The organism is Streptomyces sp. YIM 98790, assembly GCF_011421595.1.
Classification (GTDB): domain Bacteria; phylum Actinomycetota; class Actinomycetes; order Streptomycetales; family Streptomycetaceae; genus Streptomyces.
In genome coordinates this window covers 18,818-38,045 of record NZ_WTLH01000010.1, presented here as the reverse complement: position 1 = coordinate 38,045, position 19,228 = coordinate 18,818, and the positions used below count along the sequence as shown (strand labels likewise).

The window sequence follows — 19,228 nt, the reverse complement described above, 5'->3', positions numbered from 1 at the left end:
CCACCCGGGATCGACCGGGCGGCACCAGTGAGCCGCGGCCCTGCAGGAACCAGACTCGGTACCGCCGGCCGCCGCCCGGCGGCCCGGCTCCGCTACCCACCACCGAGGGTTCACCATGCTTCCCAGAGCCCGGTTCCGGGGCTTCACCCCCGCCCGCGTCGTCGCCCTGGCGCTGATCGCCCTCGCCGCGTCCGGCCTGGCCGTCCTGGCGCAGCAGGACGAGTCGCGCCCGGCCGTCCCCGCGGGCGCGCGGGCCGGAGACCTCACGCTCGAACCGTGCGCCTACGGCACCGAGGACGGAGAACTCCCGGCCGACTGCGGCACGCTGGTGGTCCCCGAGAACCGGCGGGACGCGGACTCCAGCCTGATCGCGCTCCCGGTGGTCCGCGTCCACGCCACCGGCGAGGGCGAACCGGCCGAGCCGGTCTTCCGGCTGGAGGGCGGCCCCGGCCTGACCAACATGGCCTTTCCCGCCGCCAGCCGCCTGACCGGCCGTCACGACGTGGTGCTGGTCGGCTACCGCGGCGTCGACGGGTCCACCGTCCTGGACTGTCCCGAGGTGGTGTCGGCGATGCAGGGCAGGTCCGACCTGGTGGCCGAGGAGTCGCTGCGCGGATACGGCGAGGCGTTCGCCGACTGCGCCGGGCGGCTCACCGCGGAGGGCGTCGATCTCGACGGCTACTCGCTGCCGCAGCGTGCCGACGATCTGGAGGCCGCACGCCGGGCACTGGGCTACGGCCGGATCAATCTGGTCAGCGAGAGCGCCGGGACCCGTACCGCGATGATCTACGCCTGGCGGTATCCGGGGTCCGTCCACCGCTCGGCGATGATCGGCGTGAACCCGCCCGGCCGCTTCGTGTGGGACCCGGAGATCACCGACGAACAGCTCGCCGAGTACGCGGAGCTGTGCCGCGCGGACCGGACGTGCGCCGCACGCACCGACGACCTCGCCGCCACCCTGCGCGCCACCGCACAGGACGTGCCCGGGCGGTGGGGCCCCCTGGCCATCAAGGAGGGCAACGTCCTGGCCGCCGCCCTGTGGGGCCTGTTCCACACCAGCGAGGCGGCCGCCCCGCTGAACGCGCCGGCCACCCTGGACGCCTGGCTCGCTGCCGCGGACGGGGACGCCGCCGGGCTCTGGGCCGTCTCCCTGCTGGCGGACCTGGTCTTCCCGGAGTCCTTCGTCTGGGGCGAGTTCGCCGCGTCGGGCGCCATCGACGCGGAGGCGGCGGAGGCCTACTACGCGGGCGGCGGCGATCCCGGCTCGATCCTGGGCAACGCCGCCACCGACTTCCTCTGGGGCGGCGGGCGGCTGGCCGAGGCATGGCCGGCCAGCCCCGACTACGCGGAGTACCAGCAGGTGCGGACCTCCGAGACGGAGACCCTGCTGATCGGCGGCACGCTGGACTTCTCCACCCCGGCCCGGCTCGCCGCCGACGAACTGCTGCCCGCGCTGCCCAACGGCCGCCAGGTGCTCCTGGACGGGCTCGGGCACTCCACCGATTTCTGGCACCACCGGCCGGAGGCGGCCGAGCGCCTGCTGACCGCCTTCTTCGGCCACGGCGGGATCGACGACTCCCTGTTCGGCGCCCACCGGGTCCGCTTCACCGCCGACGCCACCGCCCTGCCCACCCTCGCCAGGGCGCTGCTGGGCACGCTGGCCGGCCTGGCCCTGGCCGCTGCGGCGCTGCACGGCTGGATGGCCCTGAGGGTACGGCGCCGGGGCGGCTTCGGGCCGCGGGCCGGCGTCTGGCTGCGCACCCTGGCCCCGGTCCTCACCGGCCTGGGCGGCTGGTGCCTGGCCGTGCTGGTGGTGTCCGTGCTCCGGCCGGAGGTGTTCCTCGGCAGCCGCACCCTGGCCGTGGTGTCCGTGGGCGCCGCGGTCGGGGTGACCGTCCACTGGGCCGCGGCGCGCCGCGGACGCCCGGACCGCGGCCGGTACCCGGTCCTGCCGGCCGCGTGCTGCGGCTCCTTCTCCGGGGCCTGGCTCGGCTTCGCCGCCGGACAGGGCCTGGGCGCCCTGCTCACCACCCTGGCCGGCGCCGGCCTCGCCGCCAACCTCGCCGTCCTGGTCCTGGACATTCTCCGCGACCGCCGGGCCGGCGCCGCGGTGGCCTGACCCGTGGGCCGCCCCGTCGGCCGGCCGCGCCGGGCACGGGGCCCCGGCCACCACAGCGGCCTGCGCCACTCTGTGGAATCGCGTTGAGTTCTGGTGAGGCGGCCGGGAAAACCTGTTGAGAAGCGGGGCCCGCAGGCGGACGCTGGACAGGTTGCCCACTCGCTCCCACACCGACTTGGGACGTCATGCAGATTCGTGATCTCCCGCATCCGGACCCCGGAGACCCCGACGTACGGTCCGGGATGCGGTTTCTCGTCTGGCTCTTCCGCCGCCAGCTCGGCGGCCAGGCCAAGGCCCTCGGCTGGGGCACCCTGCACATGGCCACCGTGGCGATGATCCCGGTGGCCATGGGTCTGGCGGTGCAGGCGGTGGTGGACGGCTCCGGCCGCAGACTGGCCGCCACCGGAGCCCTGCTGCTGGTCATGACCGTGGTCATGACCGCCGCCGACACCATGCTGCACCGCACCGCGGTCACCAACTGGATCACCGCCGCCGCCCGGGTCCAGCAGCTGCTGGCCCGCCGCACCGCCCACCTCGGCTCGGTGCTCACCCGCCGGGTGGCGGCGGGCGAGGTGGTCAAGGTCTCCACCGGCGACGTCGAGAAGATCGGCTGGTTCGTGGAGTCCTTCTCCCGGTTCGCCGCCGCCGTGGTCGTCTCCACCGCCGTGTGCACCGGGCTGATCGTCTATCAGCCGCAGCTCGGCCTGCTGGTGCTGGCCGGGGTGGCCGCCGTGGTGCTCACCGTCTTCCCGCTGCTGCCCGCCGCCGAGCGCCGCGCCGACGCGGTGCGCGCCAAGGGCGGCCGGGCCACCGAGCTCGCCTCCGACACCGTGGCCGGGCTGCGCGTGCTGCGCGGCATCGGCGGCGAGGAACTCTTCCTGGACCGCTACCGCCGCGCCTCCCAGGAGATGCGGACCGCGTCCGTGCACAGTGCCCGGATGTGGGCGCTCATCGACGCCGTGCAGGTCGTCATGCCGGGCGTGCTGCTGACCGCGGTGGTCTGGCAGGGCGCCCGGATGGCCCTGGACGGCCGGATCACCCCCGGCGAGCTGGTCGCCGTGTACGGCGCGGCGACCTTCCTGCTCTTCCCGCTCCGGCTGTTCCAGGAGGCGGCCAGCGCCTTCGTGTTCTCCCGGCCCTCGGCCCGCCGCGCCGTGCGGGTTCTGGGCCTGGAGCGCCCGGCCCCGGCAGACGCCCCCGGCCGCCGGCCGGAGACCGGCGCCGCGCCCACCGGTGATCTGCACGACCCGGTCAGCGGGCTCACCGCCCCGCAGGCCACGCTGACCTGCGTGGTGTGCGGCAACCCGGACGCCGCGGAGCGGCTGGCCGCCCGGCTCGGCGGGCACCCCGCGGAGCCGGACGGGCAGCCCCCGGCCCGGCTCGGCGGAGTCCCGCTGGACGACCTGCCGCTGGCCACCGCCCGCGCCGCCGTACTGGTGCAGGACAAGGACCCGGTGCTGCTCTCCGGCACCCTGGCCGAGCTGCTCGACGTGCCGTCCTCCGGCGCGGTCGGGCCGGCCGAGGCGCTGGCCGCCGCGCAGTGCGACGACGTCCTCGCCGCGCTCGCCCTGAGCGGCCCGGAAGGGGACGGCGACCCGATGCGGTCCCGGATCACCGAGCGCGGGCGCTCCCTCTCCGGCGGCCAGCGGCAGCGCCTGGCACTGGCCCGCTCGCTGCTCACCGACCCGGAGGTGCTGGTGCTGGACGAGCCCACCTCGGCCGTGGACTCGCACACCGAGGCCCGGATCGCCGAGGGGCTGCGGGCGCTGCGCTCCGGCCGCACCACCGTGGTGTTCACCTCCAGTCCGCTGCTGCTGGACCGGGCCGACCGGGTGGTGTTCGTCCCCGAGGGGCGGGTGGCGGCCACCGGCGGCCACCGCGACCTGCTGCGCACCGACCCCGCCTACCGCGCGGTGGTCACCCGGGAGCCGGAGCCGGACGGCCCGCCGGACCCGCACGACCGTCCCGGCGGCCCCGGCCGGGCCCGCCGCACACCGGCCGAGTACGCCGAGGAGACCGCGTGAAACCCACTGTGGGAGTGGCCCCGCCCGCATTCGATCCGGCCACCCATGAACACATCACCACCCTGCCCGTCGGCCGCCCGGCCACCGTGCGCGCCTACACCGGGGAGCTGCTGCGCCGTCACCGCCGAGCCTTCCTGGTGCTGATCGGGGTCAACGCGCTGGCCGTGCTGGCCTCCATGGCCGGCCCCTTCCTGCTGGGCGGGGTGGTGGACGACCTGGCGGCCGGGGTCCGCGACCTGGACCTGGGCCGGACGCTCGCCCTGTTCGGCCTGGCCCTGGCACTCCAGGCGTTCTTCGTCCGCATGGTCCGGCTGCGCGGCGCGGTGCTGGGCGAACGGATGCTGGCCGACCTGCGGGAGGACTTCCTGGTCCGCTCGGTCGCCCTGCCGCCGGGCGTGCTGGAGCGGGCCGGCACGGGCGACCTGCTGGCCCGTATCAACACCGACATCGACCGGCTGTCCCAGGCCATGCGGGAGGCGGTGCCGCAGCTCGCCATCGCCGTGGTCTGGGCCGGGCTGCTGCTGGCCGGCATCCTGGTCACCGCACCCCCGCTGGGGCTGGGCATCCTGCTGGCGCTGCCGCTGCTGCTGGCGGTCTGCCGCTGGTACTACTGCCGCGCGCCCGCCGCCTACCACTCGGAGTCCGCCGGCTACGCGGCGGTGGCCGCGGCCCTGGCCGAAACCGTGGACGCCGGCCGCACCATCGAGGCGCACCGGCTGGAGCGGCGGCGGATCGAGCTGTCCGACCGCCGGGTCAAGGAGTGGACCGCCTGGGAGCGGTACACCCTGTGGCTGCGCTCGGTGCTGATCCCGGCCGTCAACGTCTACCACGCGCTGGTGATCAGCGGGGTGCTGCTGTTCGGCGGCTTCGCGGTGCTGCAGGGCTGGCTGACGGCCGGTGAGCTGACCACCGGGGCGCTGCTGGCGCAGATGCTGATCGAGCCGGTCGGCATGCTGCTGCGCTGGTTCGACGAGCTCCAGTCGGCGCAGGTCTCGCTGGCCCGTCTGGTGGGCGTGCGCGAGGTGGAGACCGGCACGGGCGACGGCACCGAGCGGCCCGCGGGCCGGGAACTGGCCGCCGACCGGGTCCGGTTCGGCTACCTGGACGGGATCGATGTGCTGCACGAGGTCTCGCTGCTGATCCGGCCCGGCACCCGGCTGGCCCTGGTGGGGCCGTCCGGCGCCGGCAAGTCGACCCTGGGCCGGCTGCTGGCCGGCATCTACGGGCCGCGGGCCGGCGAGATAACCCTGGGCGGCGCCCGGCTGGCCGGCATGCCGCCCGAGCGGGTGCGCGAGCACGTCACCCTGGTCAACCAGGAACACCACGTGTTCGTCGGGCCGCTGCGGGACAATCTGCTGCTCGCCCGGGGGGACGCCTCGGACGAGGAGATCTGGGCGGCCCTGCGCTCGGTCGGCGCCGAGGGCTGGGCCGCGGCGCTGCCGGAGGGCCTGGACAGCGAGGTCGGCTCCGGCGGGCTCGCCGTCACCCCGGCCCAGGCCCAGCAGATCGCCCTGGCCCGGCTGGTGCTGGCCGATCCGCACACCCTGGTGCTGGACGAGGCGACCTCGCTGCTCGACCCGCGGGCCGCCCGGGACCTGGAACGCTCGCTGGCCCGGGTGCTCCGGGGCCGCACGGTGATCGCCATCGCGCACCGGCTGCACACCGCGCACGACGCCGATCTGATCGCGGTGGTGGAGGACGGCCGGATCACCGAGTACGGCAGCCACGACGAGCTGGTCGCGGCGGACGGCGCCTACGCCGGCCTGTGGCGCTCCTGGCACGGCTGATCCCCCCGCTGCTGCCGCCGCCGGTCTGCCGGCCGGCGGCGGCCCCGGTGGCCCTGCGCCGCGGCCCGGCCCGGCACGGCACGGCACGGCACGGCACGGCACGAACGGGTCGCCCGCGGCCGGCCGCCCCGGTCACGCATCCGGCCCGGTGCCGGGCCGGATGCGTGACCGAGCGCGGTCCTCCGGCACGGAAAGGGCAGCAGCTGCTCAGGCGGCCAGGTAGAGGGCGCCCGCCGCGCAGCCGGCGCCGACCACCATGAAGGCCGGCATCAGCACGGTGTTCTCCACCCAGGCCCCGGCGTTGAACCGCATGAACTGCGGGGTGCCCACCGGGTACCAGCGGCGCCCGCGGATGGGCAGCGGCCAGAACATCGGGCAGCCGGAGACGGTGAGGGAGTCCCCGATGGTGTGCACGACGGCGCCGAGCACGATGGGCACCCCGATCCACAGGTAGGGCTGGCCGGCGAACAGCCAGTCCGCGCCGTTGCCCGGCTGGTCCAGGACGCCGGCCATGATCCAGGCCGCGGCCGCGCCGAGCAGCCACACCAGCACATCGCTGGAGACCCGGGCGGCCCGCCACAGCAGCCCCTCCACGGCCAGCACCATGTGCACGAAGAGGATGATCAGCACCGCCCAGCGGTCCCAGTACACCGCGGCGGCGGAGAAGCCGGCTCCGATGGCCACGGCCCACACCCAGGTGTGGGTCAGGGTGCGGTGACCGCCGGTGCGCCTGCGGTCGCCCCTGCCCCGGCTGGCGTTGTAGACCGTCACCGACAGTTTGTCGATCAGGCCGGCCAGCCAGCGCGAGGGCGGGCCGAAGGCCCGGGATATGGTGGCCGACTTCTGGTCCAGGTCGGGCGCGAGCGCGGCACCCGCACAGATCAGCGTGCCCGCCACCAGTACCGGCCAGGGCATCGGATGCTCGGCGGCCGCCGTCGCCAGTCCGACGGCCAGCCAGGCCATCGCCCCGGACAGTGAGTGCGCCGGTCCCATCATGGCCCACGCCCCTTCGTCGCTGCTTCGTGCCCCCGGTTGCCGCTGCCCGCCCCGTGTCCGCTGCCACGTCGATGAAGGCCCCGGTGGTTCCCGGGGGTTCCGGCGGCGGCCGGCCGCGGTGACCGGCCCGTGCGGCGACAGCGTAGCGTCCCGTGATCTTCGGCAGAACGCCCGGTTCCCGTTCCGACCGGTCCGGCGGGCAAGATGGGGTGGTGACCCTTATCGATCGCCTCCCCGCCGACAGCGACCCCGACGCCCTCTTCGACGCCTTCTCCTCATGGGCCGAGGAGCGCGGCATCGCCCTCTATCCGGCCCAGGAGGAGGCCCTGATCGAAGTCGTCTCGGGGGCGAACGTCATCCTGTCCACCCCCACCGGCTCGGGAAAGTCGCTGGTGGCGGCCGGAGCCCATTTCGCCGCGCTCTCCGCCGACCAGGTCACCTTCTACACCGCCCCGATCAAGGCGCTGGTGTCGGAGAAGTTCTTCGAGCTGTGCAAGCTCTTCGGCACCGAGAACGTCGGCATGCTCACCGGCGACGCCTCGGTCAACGCCGACGCCCCGGTGATCTGCTGCACCGCCGAGGTGCTGGCCTCGATCGCGCTGCGCGACGGCTCACGGGCCGACATCGGCCAGGTGGTGATGGACGAGTTCCACTTCTATGCCGAGCCGGACCGCGGCTGGGCCTGGCAGGTTCCGCTGCTGGAGCTGCCGCAGGCGCAGTTCCTGCTGATGTCCGCCACGCTGGGCGATGTCACCCGGTTCGAGCAGGACCTCACCCGCCGCACCGGGCGGCCCACCGCCGTGGTGCGGTCGGCCACCCGCCCGGTGCCGCTGAGTTACGAGTACCGCTCCACACCGCTCACCGAGACGCTGACCGAGCTGCTGGCCGCCGATCAGGCCCCCGTCTACATCGTGCACTTCACCCAGGCCCAGGCGGTGGAGCGGGCCCAGGCGCTGATGAGCATCAACATGTGCACCAAGGCGGAGAAGGCGGCGATCGCCGAGCTGATCGGGGATTTCCGCTTCACCACCCGCTTCGGCCGCAATCTCTCGCGCTATGTGCGGCACGGCATCGGGGTGCACCACGCGGGCATGCTGCCCAAGTACCGGCGGCTGGTGGAGAAGCTGGCCCAGCACGGCCTGCTGAAGGTGATCTGCGGCACCGACACGCTGGGCGTGGGGGTCAACGTGCCGATCCGCACGGTGCTGTTCACCGCGCTGACCAAGTACGACGGCAGCCGGGTGCGGGTGCTGCGGGCGCGCGAGTTCCACCAGATCGCAGGGCGGGCCGGGCGGGCCGGCTTCGACACCGCCGGGCTGGTGGTGGCGCAGGCCCCGGAGCATGTGATCGAGAACGAGAAGGCGCTGGCCAAGGCCGGGGACGACCCGAAGAAGCGGCGCAAGGTGGTGCGCAAGAAGGCGCCGGAGGGCTTCGTCAACTGGGGCGAGGCCACCTTCAACAAGCTGATCGATGCCGAGCCCGAGCCGCTGACCTCCCGGTTCCGGGTCACCCACGCCATGCTGCTGTCGGTCATCGCCCGGCCGGGAAACCCGTTCGCGGCCATGCGCCGGCTGCTGGAGGACAACCACGAGCCGCGCCGCCAGCAGCTGCGGCACATCCGGCGGGCGATCGCCATCTACCGCTCGCTGCTGGACGGCGGGGTCGTCGAGCAGCTTCCGGAGCCGGACGCGCAGGGCCGGACGGTGCGGCTGACCGTGGACCTCCAGGAGGACTTCGCGCTGCACCAGCCGCTGTCCACGTTCGCGCTGGCCGCCTTCGAGCTGCTGGACCCGGCCTCACCGTCCTACGCCCTGGACATGCTGACGGTGATCGAGTCCACCCTGGACGACCCCCGGCAGATCCTGGCCGCCCAGCAGAACAAGGCCCGCGGCGAGGCCATCGCCCGGATGAAGGCGGACGGCATCGAGTACGAGGAGCGGATGGAGCGGCTGATGGACATCACCTATCCGCAGCCGCTGGCCGATCTCCTCTTCCACGCCTACGGCGTCTACCGCAGGAGCCATCCCTGGGTGGGTGACCACCCCCTCTCGCCGAAGTCCGTGGTGCGCGACATGTACGAGCGCTCCATGACCTTCTCGGAGTTCGTCTCGCACTACGAACTGGCCCGCACCGAGGGCATGGTGCTGCGCTATCTGGCCAGCGCCTACAAGGCGCTGGAGCACACCGTGCCGGAGGACCTGAAGTCCGAGGATCTGCAGGACATCGCGGCCTGGCTGGGCGAGATGGTGCGGCAGGTGGACTCCAGCCTGCTGGACGAGTGGGAGCGGCTGGCCAATCCGGAGGAGGAGGACGCGGACGAGGCCCAGGACCGGGCCGACCACCAGGTCAAGCCGGTCACCGCCAATGCCCGGGCCTTCCGGGTGCTGGTGCGCAACGCGCTGTTCCGGCGGGTGGAGCTGGCCGCGCTGGGCCGGACCCGGGAGCTGGGCGAGCTGGACGCGGAGTCCGGCTGGGACGCCGACGCCTGGGCGGCGGCCCTGGACGGCTACTGGGCGGAGTACGACGAGCTGGGCACCGGCCCGGACGCCCGCGGCCCGAAGCTGCTGCACATCGAGGAGGTGCCCGAGGACCGGCTGTGGCGGGTGCGGCAGACTTTCGCCGACCCGCGCGGGGACCACGACTGGGGCATCTCCGGTGAGGTGGATCTGACCGCCTCGGACGCGGAGGGCCGGGCGGTGATCCGGATCACGGATGTCGGCCCGTTCTGACCGGGGCCGGGGGCGCGGCGGCGGGCGCGGGGCGCACCGGGCCCCGACGGCCGCGCCCCGGCACGGGGGCGTCCACGGCGGCGGCGTCTGCGGCGCCTCAGAGCGCCTCGCGCGCGGCCACCCCCATGTGCTCGCCGACCTTGCTGACCAGCAGCGCCATCTCGTAACCGACCTGCCCGATGTCGGCCTCGGCACCGGCCAGCACGCACAGGCAGCTGCCGTCACCGGCCGCCGTCACCAGCAGCAGGCCGTCGTCGAACTCCACCATGGTCTGGCGCACACCGCCGCACTGGAAGTGCTGGCCCACCCCGCCGGCCAGACTGTGCAGCCCGGACGCGACCGCGGCCAGCCGTTCGGAGTTGCCCCGGTCGAGCTGGCGGCTGGCCGAGGTGACCAGACCGTCGCTGGACAGCAACAGCACATGGCGCACCTGCGGCATACGCTGCGTGAGATCCTCCAGCAGCCAGTCGAGTCTGGCGCTCCGTGCCATCCTGTTCCCCGTTCTCGTAGATGACTGCGATCTCAGCCTTCCCCACAGCGCGTCGCTGAGCAACCACCGGAGCGCCTTGTCATGCGGAAGGCACGGTACCGCTTCGGACCGGGCCGGGTTCCACCGGGGCGGCCACCAGGCCGGCGGGCAGCAGCACCAGGGCGGCCACCCCGCTGCCCGGGGCCGGACGCAGTTCGACGCGCACCCCGTGGCGGGCGGCCAGCCGGCCCACCACGAACAGCCCCAGCCGGTCGGTCTCCAGCAGGTCCAGGCAGTCCGGACGGCGGATTCTGCGGTTGGCCCGCTCCAGCTCGGCGGGCGGCATGCCGAGACCGGAGTCCTCGATCCGCAGGGCGTAGCCGAAGGTGTCCGAGCCGGTGCGCTCGCCCGACACCCGGACCCAGGTGTGCGGGGGCGAGAAGCGGGTCGCGTTCTCCAGCAGTTCGGCCAGCAGATGTGTGAGATCCGCCACGACATGCCCGGCCAGGGCCGCGTCGGGCAGCACCGGCACCGCGACCCGGCGGTAGTCCTCGATCTCGCCGACCGCCGCCTGCACCACGCTGGTCATCACCACCGGATGGCTCCAGCTCCGGCCGGAGGCGGCGCCGGAGAGGATGATCAGTGACTCGGCCTGGCGGCGCATCCGGGTGGTGAGGTGGTCGAGCCGGAAGAGTTCGTCCAGTGCGGCCGGTTCCGCGGTGTGGCGTTCCATCTCGTCGATCAGCGCGAGCTGCCGGTTGACCAGCGCCTGGCTGCGGCGGGCCAGGCTGACGTAGGCGCGGGCGATGCCGCCGGCCAGCTCGGCCCGCTCGGCGGTGGCGCGGAGCGCGGCCCGGTGCAGGGTGGCCAGGGCATCGTGCACCTGGCCGATCTCGTCGGGGGCGGGGGGCAGCTCGGGGGCCTCGGCGGACACGTCCACCGGCTGTCCTGCCCGCAGTGCCCGCATGGCTCCGGGCAGCTTGCGCCGGGCGATGTCCAGCGCTGCGGTGCGCAGCCCGGCCAGGTCGCGCACCAGGGAGCGGCCGGCCCGGACGGTGAGCGCCAGGGTGACCCCGATCAGGGCGAGGCCGAGCAGCGCGGCGGCGCCGGCCGGGCGGGTGAGTGCGGCCAGCGGGCCGCCGGGGCCGGACCTGCGGACGGATTCGCGCAGGGCCTGCTCCACCTCGGCCAGGCCCTGCCGGACGGGTGCGGCGGCCTGCTCCCACTCGCCGCCGGTCACCTCGCCGGTGTCCGGTTCGCGCCTGCCGCGGGCACCCGTCCCGCCGTCCTCGCCGGGTTCCTCCGCCGCGGTCACGCCGGATGCGGCGGCCCGGCGCTCGGCTCCGGCCAGGGCGGCCAGGGCCCCGCCCCCGGCCAGCTCGCGCCAGGCGTCCCGGGGCGGGCCGGTGAGGTCGGCGGTGGCGGTGAGCTGGAGCGCCTGGCGGGCGGCTGCGGCGGCGGCGAACTGCTCCCGCTGGTCCGGGGCGAATTCGCCGGACCAGGCGGCGGCGGTCAGCAGGGCGTCCTGCCGGGCCAGGTGTTCCCCGGCCCAGGCCAGTTCCACGGCCAGCCGGAGCTGCGGGCCGCCGTCCAGGGCGCTCTCGGTGCGCAGTGCCGCCTCGATGGCCGAGGTGTAGCCGCGGTAGGCGGCGGGCCAGGGGGCGCCGCCGCTGGTGACCCGGTCGCGCAGGGCGGCCAGGTTGTCCAGGGCGGCGGTCAGGGCGTTCATCCGGGAGGTGGCCAGCGCGGGCAGGCCGGCGGTGTCGGCCACCGTCCGGCCGCCCGGCAGCAGCAGCCGGGCGGCCGCGGTGCGGCTGGCCGTCACGGCGTCGCCGAGGGCCCGGGTGTGCGTCTCGTCGGGTTCGGCGAGGAAGGCGGCGGCGGCCCGCCGCTCGGACTGCAGGGCGTCCACCACGGCCGTGACCGGGGTCCGCACGCCCGCGTCCGCGGCCTGCTCCTGCCGGGCGTCGCCGACCTGCTCGGCGGCGCCGACCACGGCGTACACCCAGAGCGCGAGCAGTCCGGCGAGCGGGACGAGGACCAGGCCGGTGATCCGCAGCCGCACGGTCGGCGGCTTCCTGAGCAGCGCGGAAACCTTCATGCTCACCCTCCGGCCCGGATCTCCCCGCGGCGGGCCGCGGCGGCTGCGCACGGGCCGGCACCGGGCCGCCGGGGTGCGGGCACGGGGAGCGGCGCGGATGTCCGAAGGGCACGGACATGTCCGTGATGCATATGGTTGAGGTCTGCCATATTTCCGGGACGCTACGGTGCGCCCGGGGGCCGTCGCCGTGAGTGGCGGAAGGTGCCCGCACATGTCCGGTCGGTCGATCAGTCGTGTCTGCGGCACGCCGGACACCGACCGGTTCCGTCCGCTCGCGCATCGCGACCGGACACCCGGCGGCCGGGCCGCCGCCCCGGGAGCAGGACGGCAGCCCAGGTGGCGCCGGGGTCCCGGAGCGCCGCACGGACGGGGAACGTCACCTCCCGATGCCCTCGACTGCGCGATGCCGGGTGGCTAATGTGCGGCCACCGGAGGAGCGAGGAGGGCGGCCGGTGGACAGAACCGAACCGGAGGATGCGGGGGAGGACGAGCTCTACGTCCTCACCGCGGCGCTGCTCACCCCCGCGGCCTTCCCCGCGGTGCTCGGCGACGACTTCCCCGAGGCCTGCGAGGCGCTGGGGCTGGAGCCCTTCGAGGACGGCTACGGCCTGCTCTTCGGCCAGGACGGGCAGGGCGCCCGCTGGACGGTGGCCACCGAGGACGTGGCGCTCACCGCCTGCGCCATCGCCGCCTGGGACTGCGGCATGTCCTACGACCTCTCGCCCGACGAGCGCACCGTCGCCGGAGTGCTGCCCGGCTGGCCGGTGCCGGTGGGGATCGCGGTGCGCGGGCTGCCCGCTCCGCACGACCCGGAACCGCTGCCGGACGAGGAGGCCTTCACCCCGCTGGCGCCGCCGGACCCGGAGTCCTGGGGTCCGGCCCAGCGCCGGATGGGGGCGGACGAGATCGCCCTGCACTGGTTCCAGTGGCGGCGCCAGGTGGACCCGGAGGACTTCGCGGGGCCGGGCGCGCCGGTGCACGAGGGGGTGCAGGAGGTGCTCCGGCAGCTGCACGGCTATCTGGACGACCCGCCGCCGGCCGGCCGGGTCCGCTCGGCCTTCGCCGGGCAGGACGTGCGCACCCTGCGGGCGGACGGCCCCGGCTGGAGCATGGTGGCGCACACCGACGACATCGCCTTCGTGCTGCTGGACGACGAGCCCGGCGAGGTGTTCCCGGTGGGCCGCGGTCCGGAGCTGCCCGGCCTGCTGAAGCGTTTGGACGCCCTGGCCGTCCGGCCCGAACCGGCCGCCTGAGACCGCCGCCGGGCAGGCACTCGCCCGCTCCGGCGGCGGCCCGCCCGGACTAGCGGTTCAGCTGCTTGCGGGTGACCCGGCGCAGCCGCCGGCGCTGGGAGGGGTCGAGCGCCAGATAGGCGACGGCCGGCACCCCCACCATGACCAGCAGCGTGAGCAGCAGACTCTTGGTGAGGACGAGCAGCAGCAGGCCGGCGGCCACACCGCCGACGGCAATCTTCCCGGCTGTGGACATCTCGGGCTCCCTTCCGGCCGCCGCGGTCCGGACGGCCCGGTCGGTCCGGTCCGGTTCCGCGGAGAGGTGTCTGGTACTGAAGACGCCATTCCCCGTCCGCGGGTTGCCTACCGCGCCGGGCCGGGCCGGGCCGGCGGACCGCCCGGCGGCCCGGCGGCCCGGCGGGACGTCAGGTCAGCCCGTTCAGAACGGGGTAGTAGCCACCGGAGTGGCCGGACGCCTTGGGGTGGTAGGAGTCGTTGACCGGCCAGGTGACGCTGTGCAGCCAGGAGTCGCCGGAGCAGATCTCGTGTCCGCTGAAGGCGGGCCGGACGTCGCCGTAGCTGAAGCCGTGGTCGGCGGCCCGCTTGGCCGTCTCCTCGCTCAGATTGTCGGCGGCGCCGTTGATCGCGGCCCGGGACTGCTCGCTGATGCCCAGCCAGCAGCTCCCGTTGAGCTGGTACATGCGGGGATAGCCCAGCACCACCACATGGGCGTTGGGCGCCTTCTGGCGGATCGCGCGGTAGACCGCGTCCAGCCGGCCGGGCAGGGTGCTGTCGATGTACTCGTTGGCCTGGGCCACGCGGGCCAGGCAGGCGCTGGTGCCCTGCAGCACGCAGGTCATCATGGTGTCGGCGAAGCCCGCGTCGTTGCCGCCGATGCTGATGGTGACCAGCGTGGTCTGCGCGTCCAGCGGCCCGAGCTGACTGTTGATCACATCCGTGGTGCGGGCGCCGGAGCAAGCGGTGAAGGAGAACGAGTCCGGGGAGTGGGCCGTCGCCCACAGCTCCGGATAGGCGCGGGTGCTGCGGCGGCAGTCACCGCTGGCCGGGTCATAGCTCCCCGCCCCGACGCCCGAGGAGTACGAATCGCCGAGGGCAACGTAGTGCTCCGCGGCCTGGGTTCCGGCGGCATGTGCGGAACCGGACAGGGTGCCGCCCAGAGTGATGCCGAGGGCGAGCGCTGCGGTGGCAGCGGCCTTCGTGAAGCGGCGCAGCCTCATTGAGCCTCCTGGCTGGCTGAAGTGGAAGGTGGTGCAGTGGTGTTACCCGCGCGTAACACTCTTAAGTCGCGTCCATGTCAACGAATGCACGCTTTCACCAGGACGAACGACACAAGCCGCCATAAGTGACGCACTGATACTCCGCATTCGAACCCGCCACCGACACCACCTTGCCGGGCAGGCCGACGACGATCTAACGTGATCGAACATCGCCGCACATATCTCAACAAGGGACGACCGCCCGAGGAGCCGCCCCATGCCGCACTCCCCCCGCCCCGGCCGCTACTGGGAGGACCCGGCTCCCGGCCGCGGTCCGCTCCCGCCGCGCGCCTGGTACCCCGGATCCGACGCCGCCCGGCTCTCCCTGAACGGCACCTGGCAGTTCCGCCTCTCCCCCGCCGCCGGGGGCACGGGCACCGGCTTCACCGCCGACGGCGCCGACACCGCCGGCTGGCACCCGCTCACCGTGCCCGGGCACTGGGTCCTCCAGGGCCACGGAGCCCCGGCCTACACCAACGTCCGCTATCCCTTCCCGGTCGATCCGCCGCGGGTGCCCGACGAGAACCCGACCGGCGACCACCGCCTGGTCTTCGACCTGCCCGGGGACTGGCCGGACGGCGGCACGGCGCTGCTCCGCTTCGACGGCGTCGAGTCCTGCGCCCGGGTCTGGCTCAACGGCGAGGAGCTGGGCACCTTCCAGGGCAGCCGGCTCCCGCACGAGTTCGCGGTCGGCCCGCTGCTCCGGGCCCGCGGCAACGTGCTGGCGGTCCGGGTCCACCAGTGGTCGGCCGGCAGCTACCTGGAGGACCAGGACATGTGGTGGCTGCCCGGCATCTTCCGGGACGTGACGCTGCTGCACCGGCCGCCCGGCGCGGTCGCCGACCACTTCGTGCACGCCGGGTACGACCACACCACCGGCCTGGGCACGCTGCGGGTGGAGTGTGACCCGGCAGGCCGGGTCACCGTGCCGGAGCTCGGCCTGGACCTGGCCACCGGCGAGACCGTCACCGTGCCGGTGGAGCCCTGGACCGCCGAGACGCCCCGGCTCTACGACGCCGAACTCGCCGTCCCCGGCGAGCGCGTCCCGCTGCGCCTCGGTTTCCGCACCGCGGTGGTCGAGAACGGGCTGTTCACGGTGAACGGCCGCCGGGTGCTGTTCCGGGGCGTCAACCGCCACGAGTTCCACCCGGAGACCGGCCGGGCCCTGGACACGCGGACCATGCGCCGGGACATCCTGCTGATGAAGCGCCACAACATCAACGCCGTGCGCACCAGCCACTACCCGCCCCACCCGGAGTTCCTCCGGCTCTGCGACGAGCTGGGCCTGTGGGTGATCGACGAGTGCGACCTGGAGACCCACGGCTTCTGCGAGGTGGGCTGGAGACGCAACCCGGTGGACGACGAGCGCTGGACCCCGGCCCTGCTGGACCGGGCCCGGCGGATGGTCGAGCGCGACAAGAACCATCCCTCGGTGGTGATCTGGTCCCTGGGCAACGAGTGCGGCGCGGGCCTCGGCCTGTCCGCCATGGCGGACTGGATCCGGAAGCGCGACCCCTCCCGCCCGCTGCACTACGAGAACGACCACGGCTATCCCGACAGCGACTTCTTCTCCCGGATGTACGCGCCGCACGAGGAGGTGGAGCTGATCGGACGGCGACAGGAGCCGCCGCTGCCCGACCCGGAGCGGGACGCCCGCCGCCGCTCGCTGCCGTTCCTGCTGGTGGAGTACGCCCACGCCATGGGCAACGGGCCCGGCGGGCTCGCCGAGTACCAGCGGCTGTTCGAGCGCTACGAGCGCTGCCAGGGCGGCTTCGTCTGGGAGTGGACCGACCACGGCATCCCCCTGCGCACCGAGGACGGAGACACCTGCTACGGCTACGGCGGGGACTTCGGCGAAGAACTGCACGACGGGAACTTCGTCTGCGACGGGCTGGTGTTCCCCGACCGCGCCCCCTCCCCCGGCCTGACCGAGTACAAGAAGGTGATCGAACCGGTCCGGATCGACGGCGGCGACGGCGGCGCCGGGGGCGGGGGCGGCACCGTCACCGTCACCAACGGCCACGACTTCCGCTCCCTGGACCACCTGGTCTTCGAGTGGTCCTTCCAGGCGGAGGGCGAGACCGTGGCCGGCGGTCCACTGGCCGTGCCCGCCCTGGCCCCCGGCGAGTCGGCCACCGTGCCACTGCCCCCCGCCCCGCGCACGGCGGGCGGCGGCGAACGGCACTGGACGGTGCGCGCCCTGCTGGCCGCGGACACCCCCTGGGCACCGCGCGGCCATGAGGTGGCCTGGGGCCAGTTCCCGGCCGCGCCCGCCGCCGGGCCGCCGCCGCTCGCCGCCCTGCCCCGGGCCGGCTCCGGGCCGCGCCACGAGAACGGGCGCCTGCTGCTCGGCCCGGCGGTCTTCGACCCGGCCGGCGGTGCGCTGCGCCGGCTCGGCCCGCTGGACCTGGCCGCCCCGCCCCGGCTGGACGTCTGGCGGGCCCCGACCGACAACGACCTGGGGGCGTCCTGGCAGCCGGACTCCCGCTGGGGTCTGGTCTGGCGGGAGCTCGGCCTGCACCGGATGCGGCACCGCACGGACGCGGTCGAGGAGCAGGACGGCGCACTGCTGGTGCGCACCCGGGTGGCGCCGGCCGCCACCGACCTGGGACTGCGCGCCGACTACCGCTGGACCGCCGACGGCGGACGGCTGGGCCTGACGGTCACCGTCACGCCCGAGGGCGACTGGCCCTGCCCGCTGCCGCGGCTGGGCCTGCGGTTCGGGCTGCCCGCGCAGTACGGCGAGGTGTGCTGGTTCGGCGGTGGCCCGGGCGAGGGCTATCCGGACACCGCGACGGCCGCCCGGCTGGGCCGCTGGCGGGCCACGGTGGACGATCTCCAGACGCCGTACGTGCGCCCGCAGGAGAACGGCGCCCGGCCGCACGTGCGCTGGGCCGAACTGGGCGGCGGGCCCGCGGTGCTGCGGCTGGAGGCGGTGGCCGCGCCGTTCTACCTCACCGCACGCCGCTGGACCGGCGAGCAGCTGGACGCCGCCCGGCACACCACCGATCTGCGTGCCGGGGACACGGTGTGGGTGAACGCGGACCACGCGCTGCACGGCATCGGCAGCCAGTCCTGCGGCCCGGGAGTCCTGCCGGCCCACCGGCTGGACGCGGCTCCGGCGGCGTTCGCCCTGACCTTCACCGCCCGGCCGGCCGGCTGAGCCCCCGGGCACCGGGCGCGGGAACAGCAAGGGAAGCAAGGGAAGCAAGGGAGAGGAGGGCGGGAAGGAGGAAGGAGGGGGAGGGGGGAACCGGAGGGCCGCACTCCGGTTCCCTCGCCCTCCCCCGGGACCGGCCCTTCCGGCGCCGCAGCGCGTTCGGCTCTCCGGAAGGGCCCCGTGGTCCGCCGCGGGGTCAGCGCTTGACGCCCACCCCGGCGTAGGACGCGACCCCCTTGAGCTCCTGGCCGACCGGGCCGTCCGGCCGCCAGAGCGGGGTCTGCACCAGGCCCGGCTCCTCCAGCTCGAAGCCGTCGAAGCAGCGCAGGATCGCGGCGTGCGGGCGCAGGGTGAGCTGCGCGGTGGCGTTCTTGTAGACCGCCTGCCCCGCCTTGGTCATCTCCGGTGGGTGGAAGTCACCGGTGGCGTGGCTGAGCAGCAGCCGGCTGCCGGGCGCCAGCACGCCGGTGAGCGCGCGCAGGATGCCCGCCGGGTCCTCCTCGTCGGTGATGAAGTGCAGCACCGACACCAGCATCAGCGCCACCGGCCGGGAGAAGTCGACGAACTGGCCCAGGGTGGGGTGCTCCAGGACGGCCTCGGGGTCCCGCAGGTCGGCCAGGAAGAAGCCGGTGTTGGCGGTGTTGAGCAGCTTGGCGTCGGCGTAGACGCCCACGATGGGGTCGTTGTCGACATAGGCCACCCGGGCCCCCGGGTCCACGGCGTGCGCCACCTCGTGGGTGTTGGGCGAGGTGGGGATGCCGGTGCCGATGTCGACGAACTGCCGGATGCCCTCCCGGGCCGCGTGGCGCACGGCCCGGGCCAGGAAGTCCCGGTTGGCGCGGGCGCTGATCCGCACATCGGGGGTGAGCGCCAGCAGACGGTCGCCGGCTATGCGGTCGGCCTCGTAGTTGTCCTGGCCGCCCAGGTAGTAGTCGTACATCCGGGCCGGGTGGGGCCGGGTGGTGTCGATCTGATCGGGGCTGAAGCCCTGGTCGGTCACGAGGCTGCTCCGTCTCTGGGAGGTCGGTGGGTGCTGGGGAGCGGGCTCGGTGGCCGGGCGGCGGCCGCCGGGTTCGGCGGCCGCCGCTCCGTGGCGCTCACACCAGGAGGAAATCGGCGTCGCCGGACTTGACGCCCGCGATGAACCGGGCGATCTCGTGGTGGGTGTAGATGAGAGCCGGCCCGTCGGGGTCGTTGGACTGCCGGAACGCCACCCGGCCGTCGGCCAGTCGCATCGCTTCCACGCAGCTCCCGCCGTTGCCCCCGCTCCATGGCTTGTGCCATCCCTCCGTGCCGAGATGACGGGCGGGCATGCCGTTGTATATGCGATCCAT

13 protein-coding genes are annotated in these 19,228 nt (G+C 74.5%); 6 read left to right on the top strand and 7 right to left on the bottom strand.

What is annotated here, in order from left to right; all coding sequences use genetic code 11:
* The first annotated feature begins 115 nt into the window (after positions 1 to 115).
* From GQS09_RS03570 to GQS09_RS03560, 3 genes are all read left to right on the top strand, one after another.
* Positions 116 to 2,119 carry an alpha/beta fold hydrolase gene (locus tag GQS09_RS03570; protein ID WP_165984484.1) on the top strand — a complete coding sequence of 668 codons (2,004 nt, stop codon included), beginning with the start codon at positions 116 to 118 and terminating at the stop codon, positions 2,117 to 2,119.
* 185 nt (positions 2,120 to 2,304) lie between these two features.
* On the top strand, positions 2,305 to 4,143 hold the full coding sequence (locus GQS09_RS03565) for an ABC transporter ATP-binding protein (RefSeq protein ID WP_165984483.1): 1,839 nt from the start codon (positions 2,305 to 2,307) through the stop codon (positions 4,141 to 4,143).
* Positions 4,140 to 5,930, top strand: a complete 1,791-nt coding sequence (locus tag GQS09_RS03560) for an ABC transporter ATP-binding protein (RefSeq protein WP_313895969.1) — start codon at positions 4,140 to 4,142, stop codon at positions 5,928 to 5,930. Before GQS09_RS03565 ends, GQS09_RS03560 begins: the two co-directional genes overlap by 4 nt.
* Positions 5,931 to 6,137: 207 nt before the next feature.
* Here GQS09_RS03560 and GQS09_RS03555 read toward each other — a convergent pair whose 3' ends face one another.
* Positions 6,138 to 6,926 (bottom strand): metal-dependent hydrolase, encoded by a 789-nt coding sequence (locus GQS09_RS03555; protein WP_165984482.1) that lies wholly within the window; start codon positions 6,924 to 6,926, stop codon positions 6,138 to 6,140.
* A gap of 212 nt (positions 6,927 to 7,138) precedes the next feature.
* Here GQS09_RS03555 and GQS09_RS03550 point away from each other — a divergent pair, with 212 nt between their 5' ends.
* On the top strand, positions 7,139 to 9,655 hold the full coding sequence (locus GQS09_RS03550; RefSeq protein ID WP_165984481.1) for an RNA helicase: 2,517 nt from the start codon (positions 7,139 to 7,141) through the stop codon (positions 9,653 to 9,655).
* 97 nt (positions 9,656 to 9,752) lie between these two features.
* On the opposite strand, the gene GQS09_RS03545 is transcribed toward GQS09_RS03550, so the two are convergent.
* Both GQS09_RS03545 and GQS09_RS03540 read right to left on the bottom strand, forming a co-directional pair.
* Positions 9,753 to 10,145, bottom strand: a complete 393-nt coding sequence (locus GQS09_RS03545) for a roadblock/LC7 domain-containing protein (protein ID WP_165984480.1) — start codon at positions 10,143 to 10,145, stop codon at positions 9,753 to 9,755.
* Positions 10,146 to 10,224: 79 nt separating this feature from the next.
* On the bottom strand, positions 10,225 to 12,225 hold the full coding sequence (locus GQS09_RS03540) for a nitrate- and nitrite sensing domain-containing protein (RefSeq protein WP_165984479.1): 2,001 nt from the start codon (positions 12,223 to 12,225) through the stop codon (positions 10,225 to 10,227).
* Positions 12,226 to 12,677: 452 nt separating this feature from the next.
* Between GQS09_RS03540 and GQS09_RS03535 the strand changes: the two genes are divergently transcribed.
* Entirely contained in the window at positions 12,678 to 13,478 is an 801-nt protein-coding gene (locus GQS09_RS03535) for a hypothetical protein (RefSeq protein WP_165984478.1), read from the top strand.
* Positions 13,479 to 13,527: 49 nt separating this feature from the next.
* Here the strand turns inward: GQS09_RS03535 and GQS09_RS03530 are convergent, their stop codons facing one another.
* Both GQS09_RS03530 and GQS09_RS03525 read right to left on the bottom strand, forming a co-directional pair.
* A complete protein-coding gene (locus GQS09_RS03530) occupies positions 13,528 to 13,713 on the bottom strand; it encodes a hypothetical protein (protein ID WP_165984477.1) in 186 nt (61 codons plus the stop codon).
* A 169-nt stretch (positions 13,714 to 13,882) separates the two neighbouring features.
* The gene (locus tag GQS09_RS03525; protein WP_165984476.1) at positions 13,883 to 14,695 is read right to left on the bottom strand and encodes an SGNH/GDSL hydrolase family protein; all 813 of its coding nucleotides are present in this window, start codon (positions 14,693 to 14,695) and stop codon (positions 13,883 to 13,885) included.
* A gap of 256 nt (positions 14,696 to 14,951) precedes the next feature.
* On the opposite strand from GQS09_RS03525, the gene GQS09_RS03520 reads away from it, so the two are divergent.
* Complete coding sequence (locus tag GQS09_RS03520; RefSeq protein WP_165984475.1) at positions 14,952 to 17,897, top strand: glycoside hydrolase family 2 TIM barrel-domain containing protein; 2,946 nt, start codon at positions 14,952 to 14,954, stop codon at positions 17,895 to 17,897.
* A 193-nt stretch (positions 17,898 to 18,090) separates the two neighbouring features.
* Here GQS09_RS03520 and GQS09_RS03515 read toward each other — a convergent pair whose 3' ends face one another.
* A complete protein-coding gene (locus GQS09_RS03515; protein WP_165984474.1) occupies positions 18,091 to 18,894 on the bottom strand; it encodes an SAM-dependent methyltransferase in 804 nt (267 codons plus the stop codon).
* 97 nt (positions 18,895 to 18,991) lie between these two features.
* Positions 18,992 to 19,228, bottom strand: coding sequence for a DUF397 domain-containing protein (locus tag GQS09_RS03510; protein WP_165984473.1), 237 nt, complete (start codon positions 19,226 to 19,228; stop codon positions 18,992 to 18,994).

What these genes read in the sequence shown, in the direction of transcription:
- GQS09_RS03570 (WP_165984484.1), top strand. Translation starts at nt 116, where the DNA reads ATGCTTCCCAGAGCCCGGTTCCGGGGCTTCACCCCCGCCCGCGTCGTC.
- GQS09_RS03565 (WP_165984483.1), top strand. Translation starts at nt 2,305, where the DNA reads ATGCAGATTCGTGATCTCCCGCATCCGGACCCCGGAGACCCCGACGTA.
- GQS09_RS03555 (WP_165984482.1), bottom strand. Translation starts at nt 6,926, where the DNA reads ATGATGGGACCGGCGCACTCACTGTCCGGGGCGATGGCCTGGCTGGCC.
- GQS09_RS03545 (WP_165984480.1), bottom strand. Translation starts at nt 10,145, where the DNA reads ATGGCACGGAGCGCCAGACTCGACTGGCTGCTGGAGGATCTCACGCAG.
- GQS09_RS03540 (WP_165984479.1), bottom strand. Translation starts at nt 12,225, where the DNA reads ATGAAGGTTTCCGCGCTGCTCAGGAAGCCGCCGACCGTGCGGCTGCGG.
- GQS09_RS03530 (WP_165984477.1), bottom strand. Translation starts at nt 13,713, where the DNA reads ATGTCCACAGCCGGGAAGATTGCCGTCGGCGGTGTGGCCGCCGGCCTG.
- GQS09_RS03525 (WP_165984476.1), bottom strand. Translation starts at nt 14,695, where the DNA reads ATGAGGCTGCGCCGCTTCACGAAGGCCGCTGCCACCGCAGCGCTCGCC.
- GQS09_RS03520 (WP_165984475.1), top strand. Translation starts at nt 14,952, where the DNA reads ATGCCGCACTCCCCCCGCCCCGGCCGCTACTGGGAGGACCCGGCTCCC.
- GQS09_RS03510 (WP_165984473.1), bottom strand. Translation starts at nt 19,228, where the DNA reads ATGGATCGCATATACAACGGCATGCCCGCCCGTCATCTCGGCACGGAG.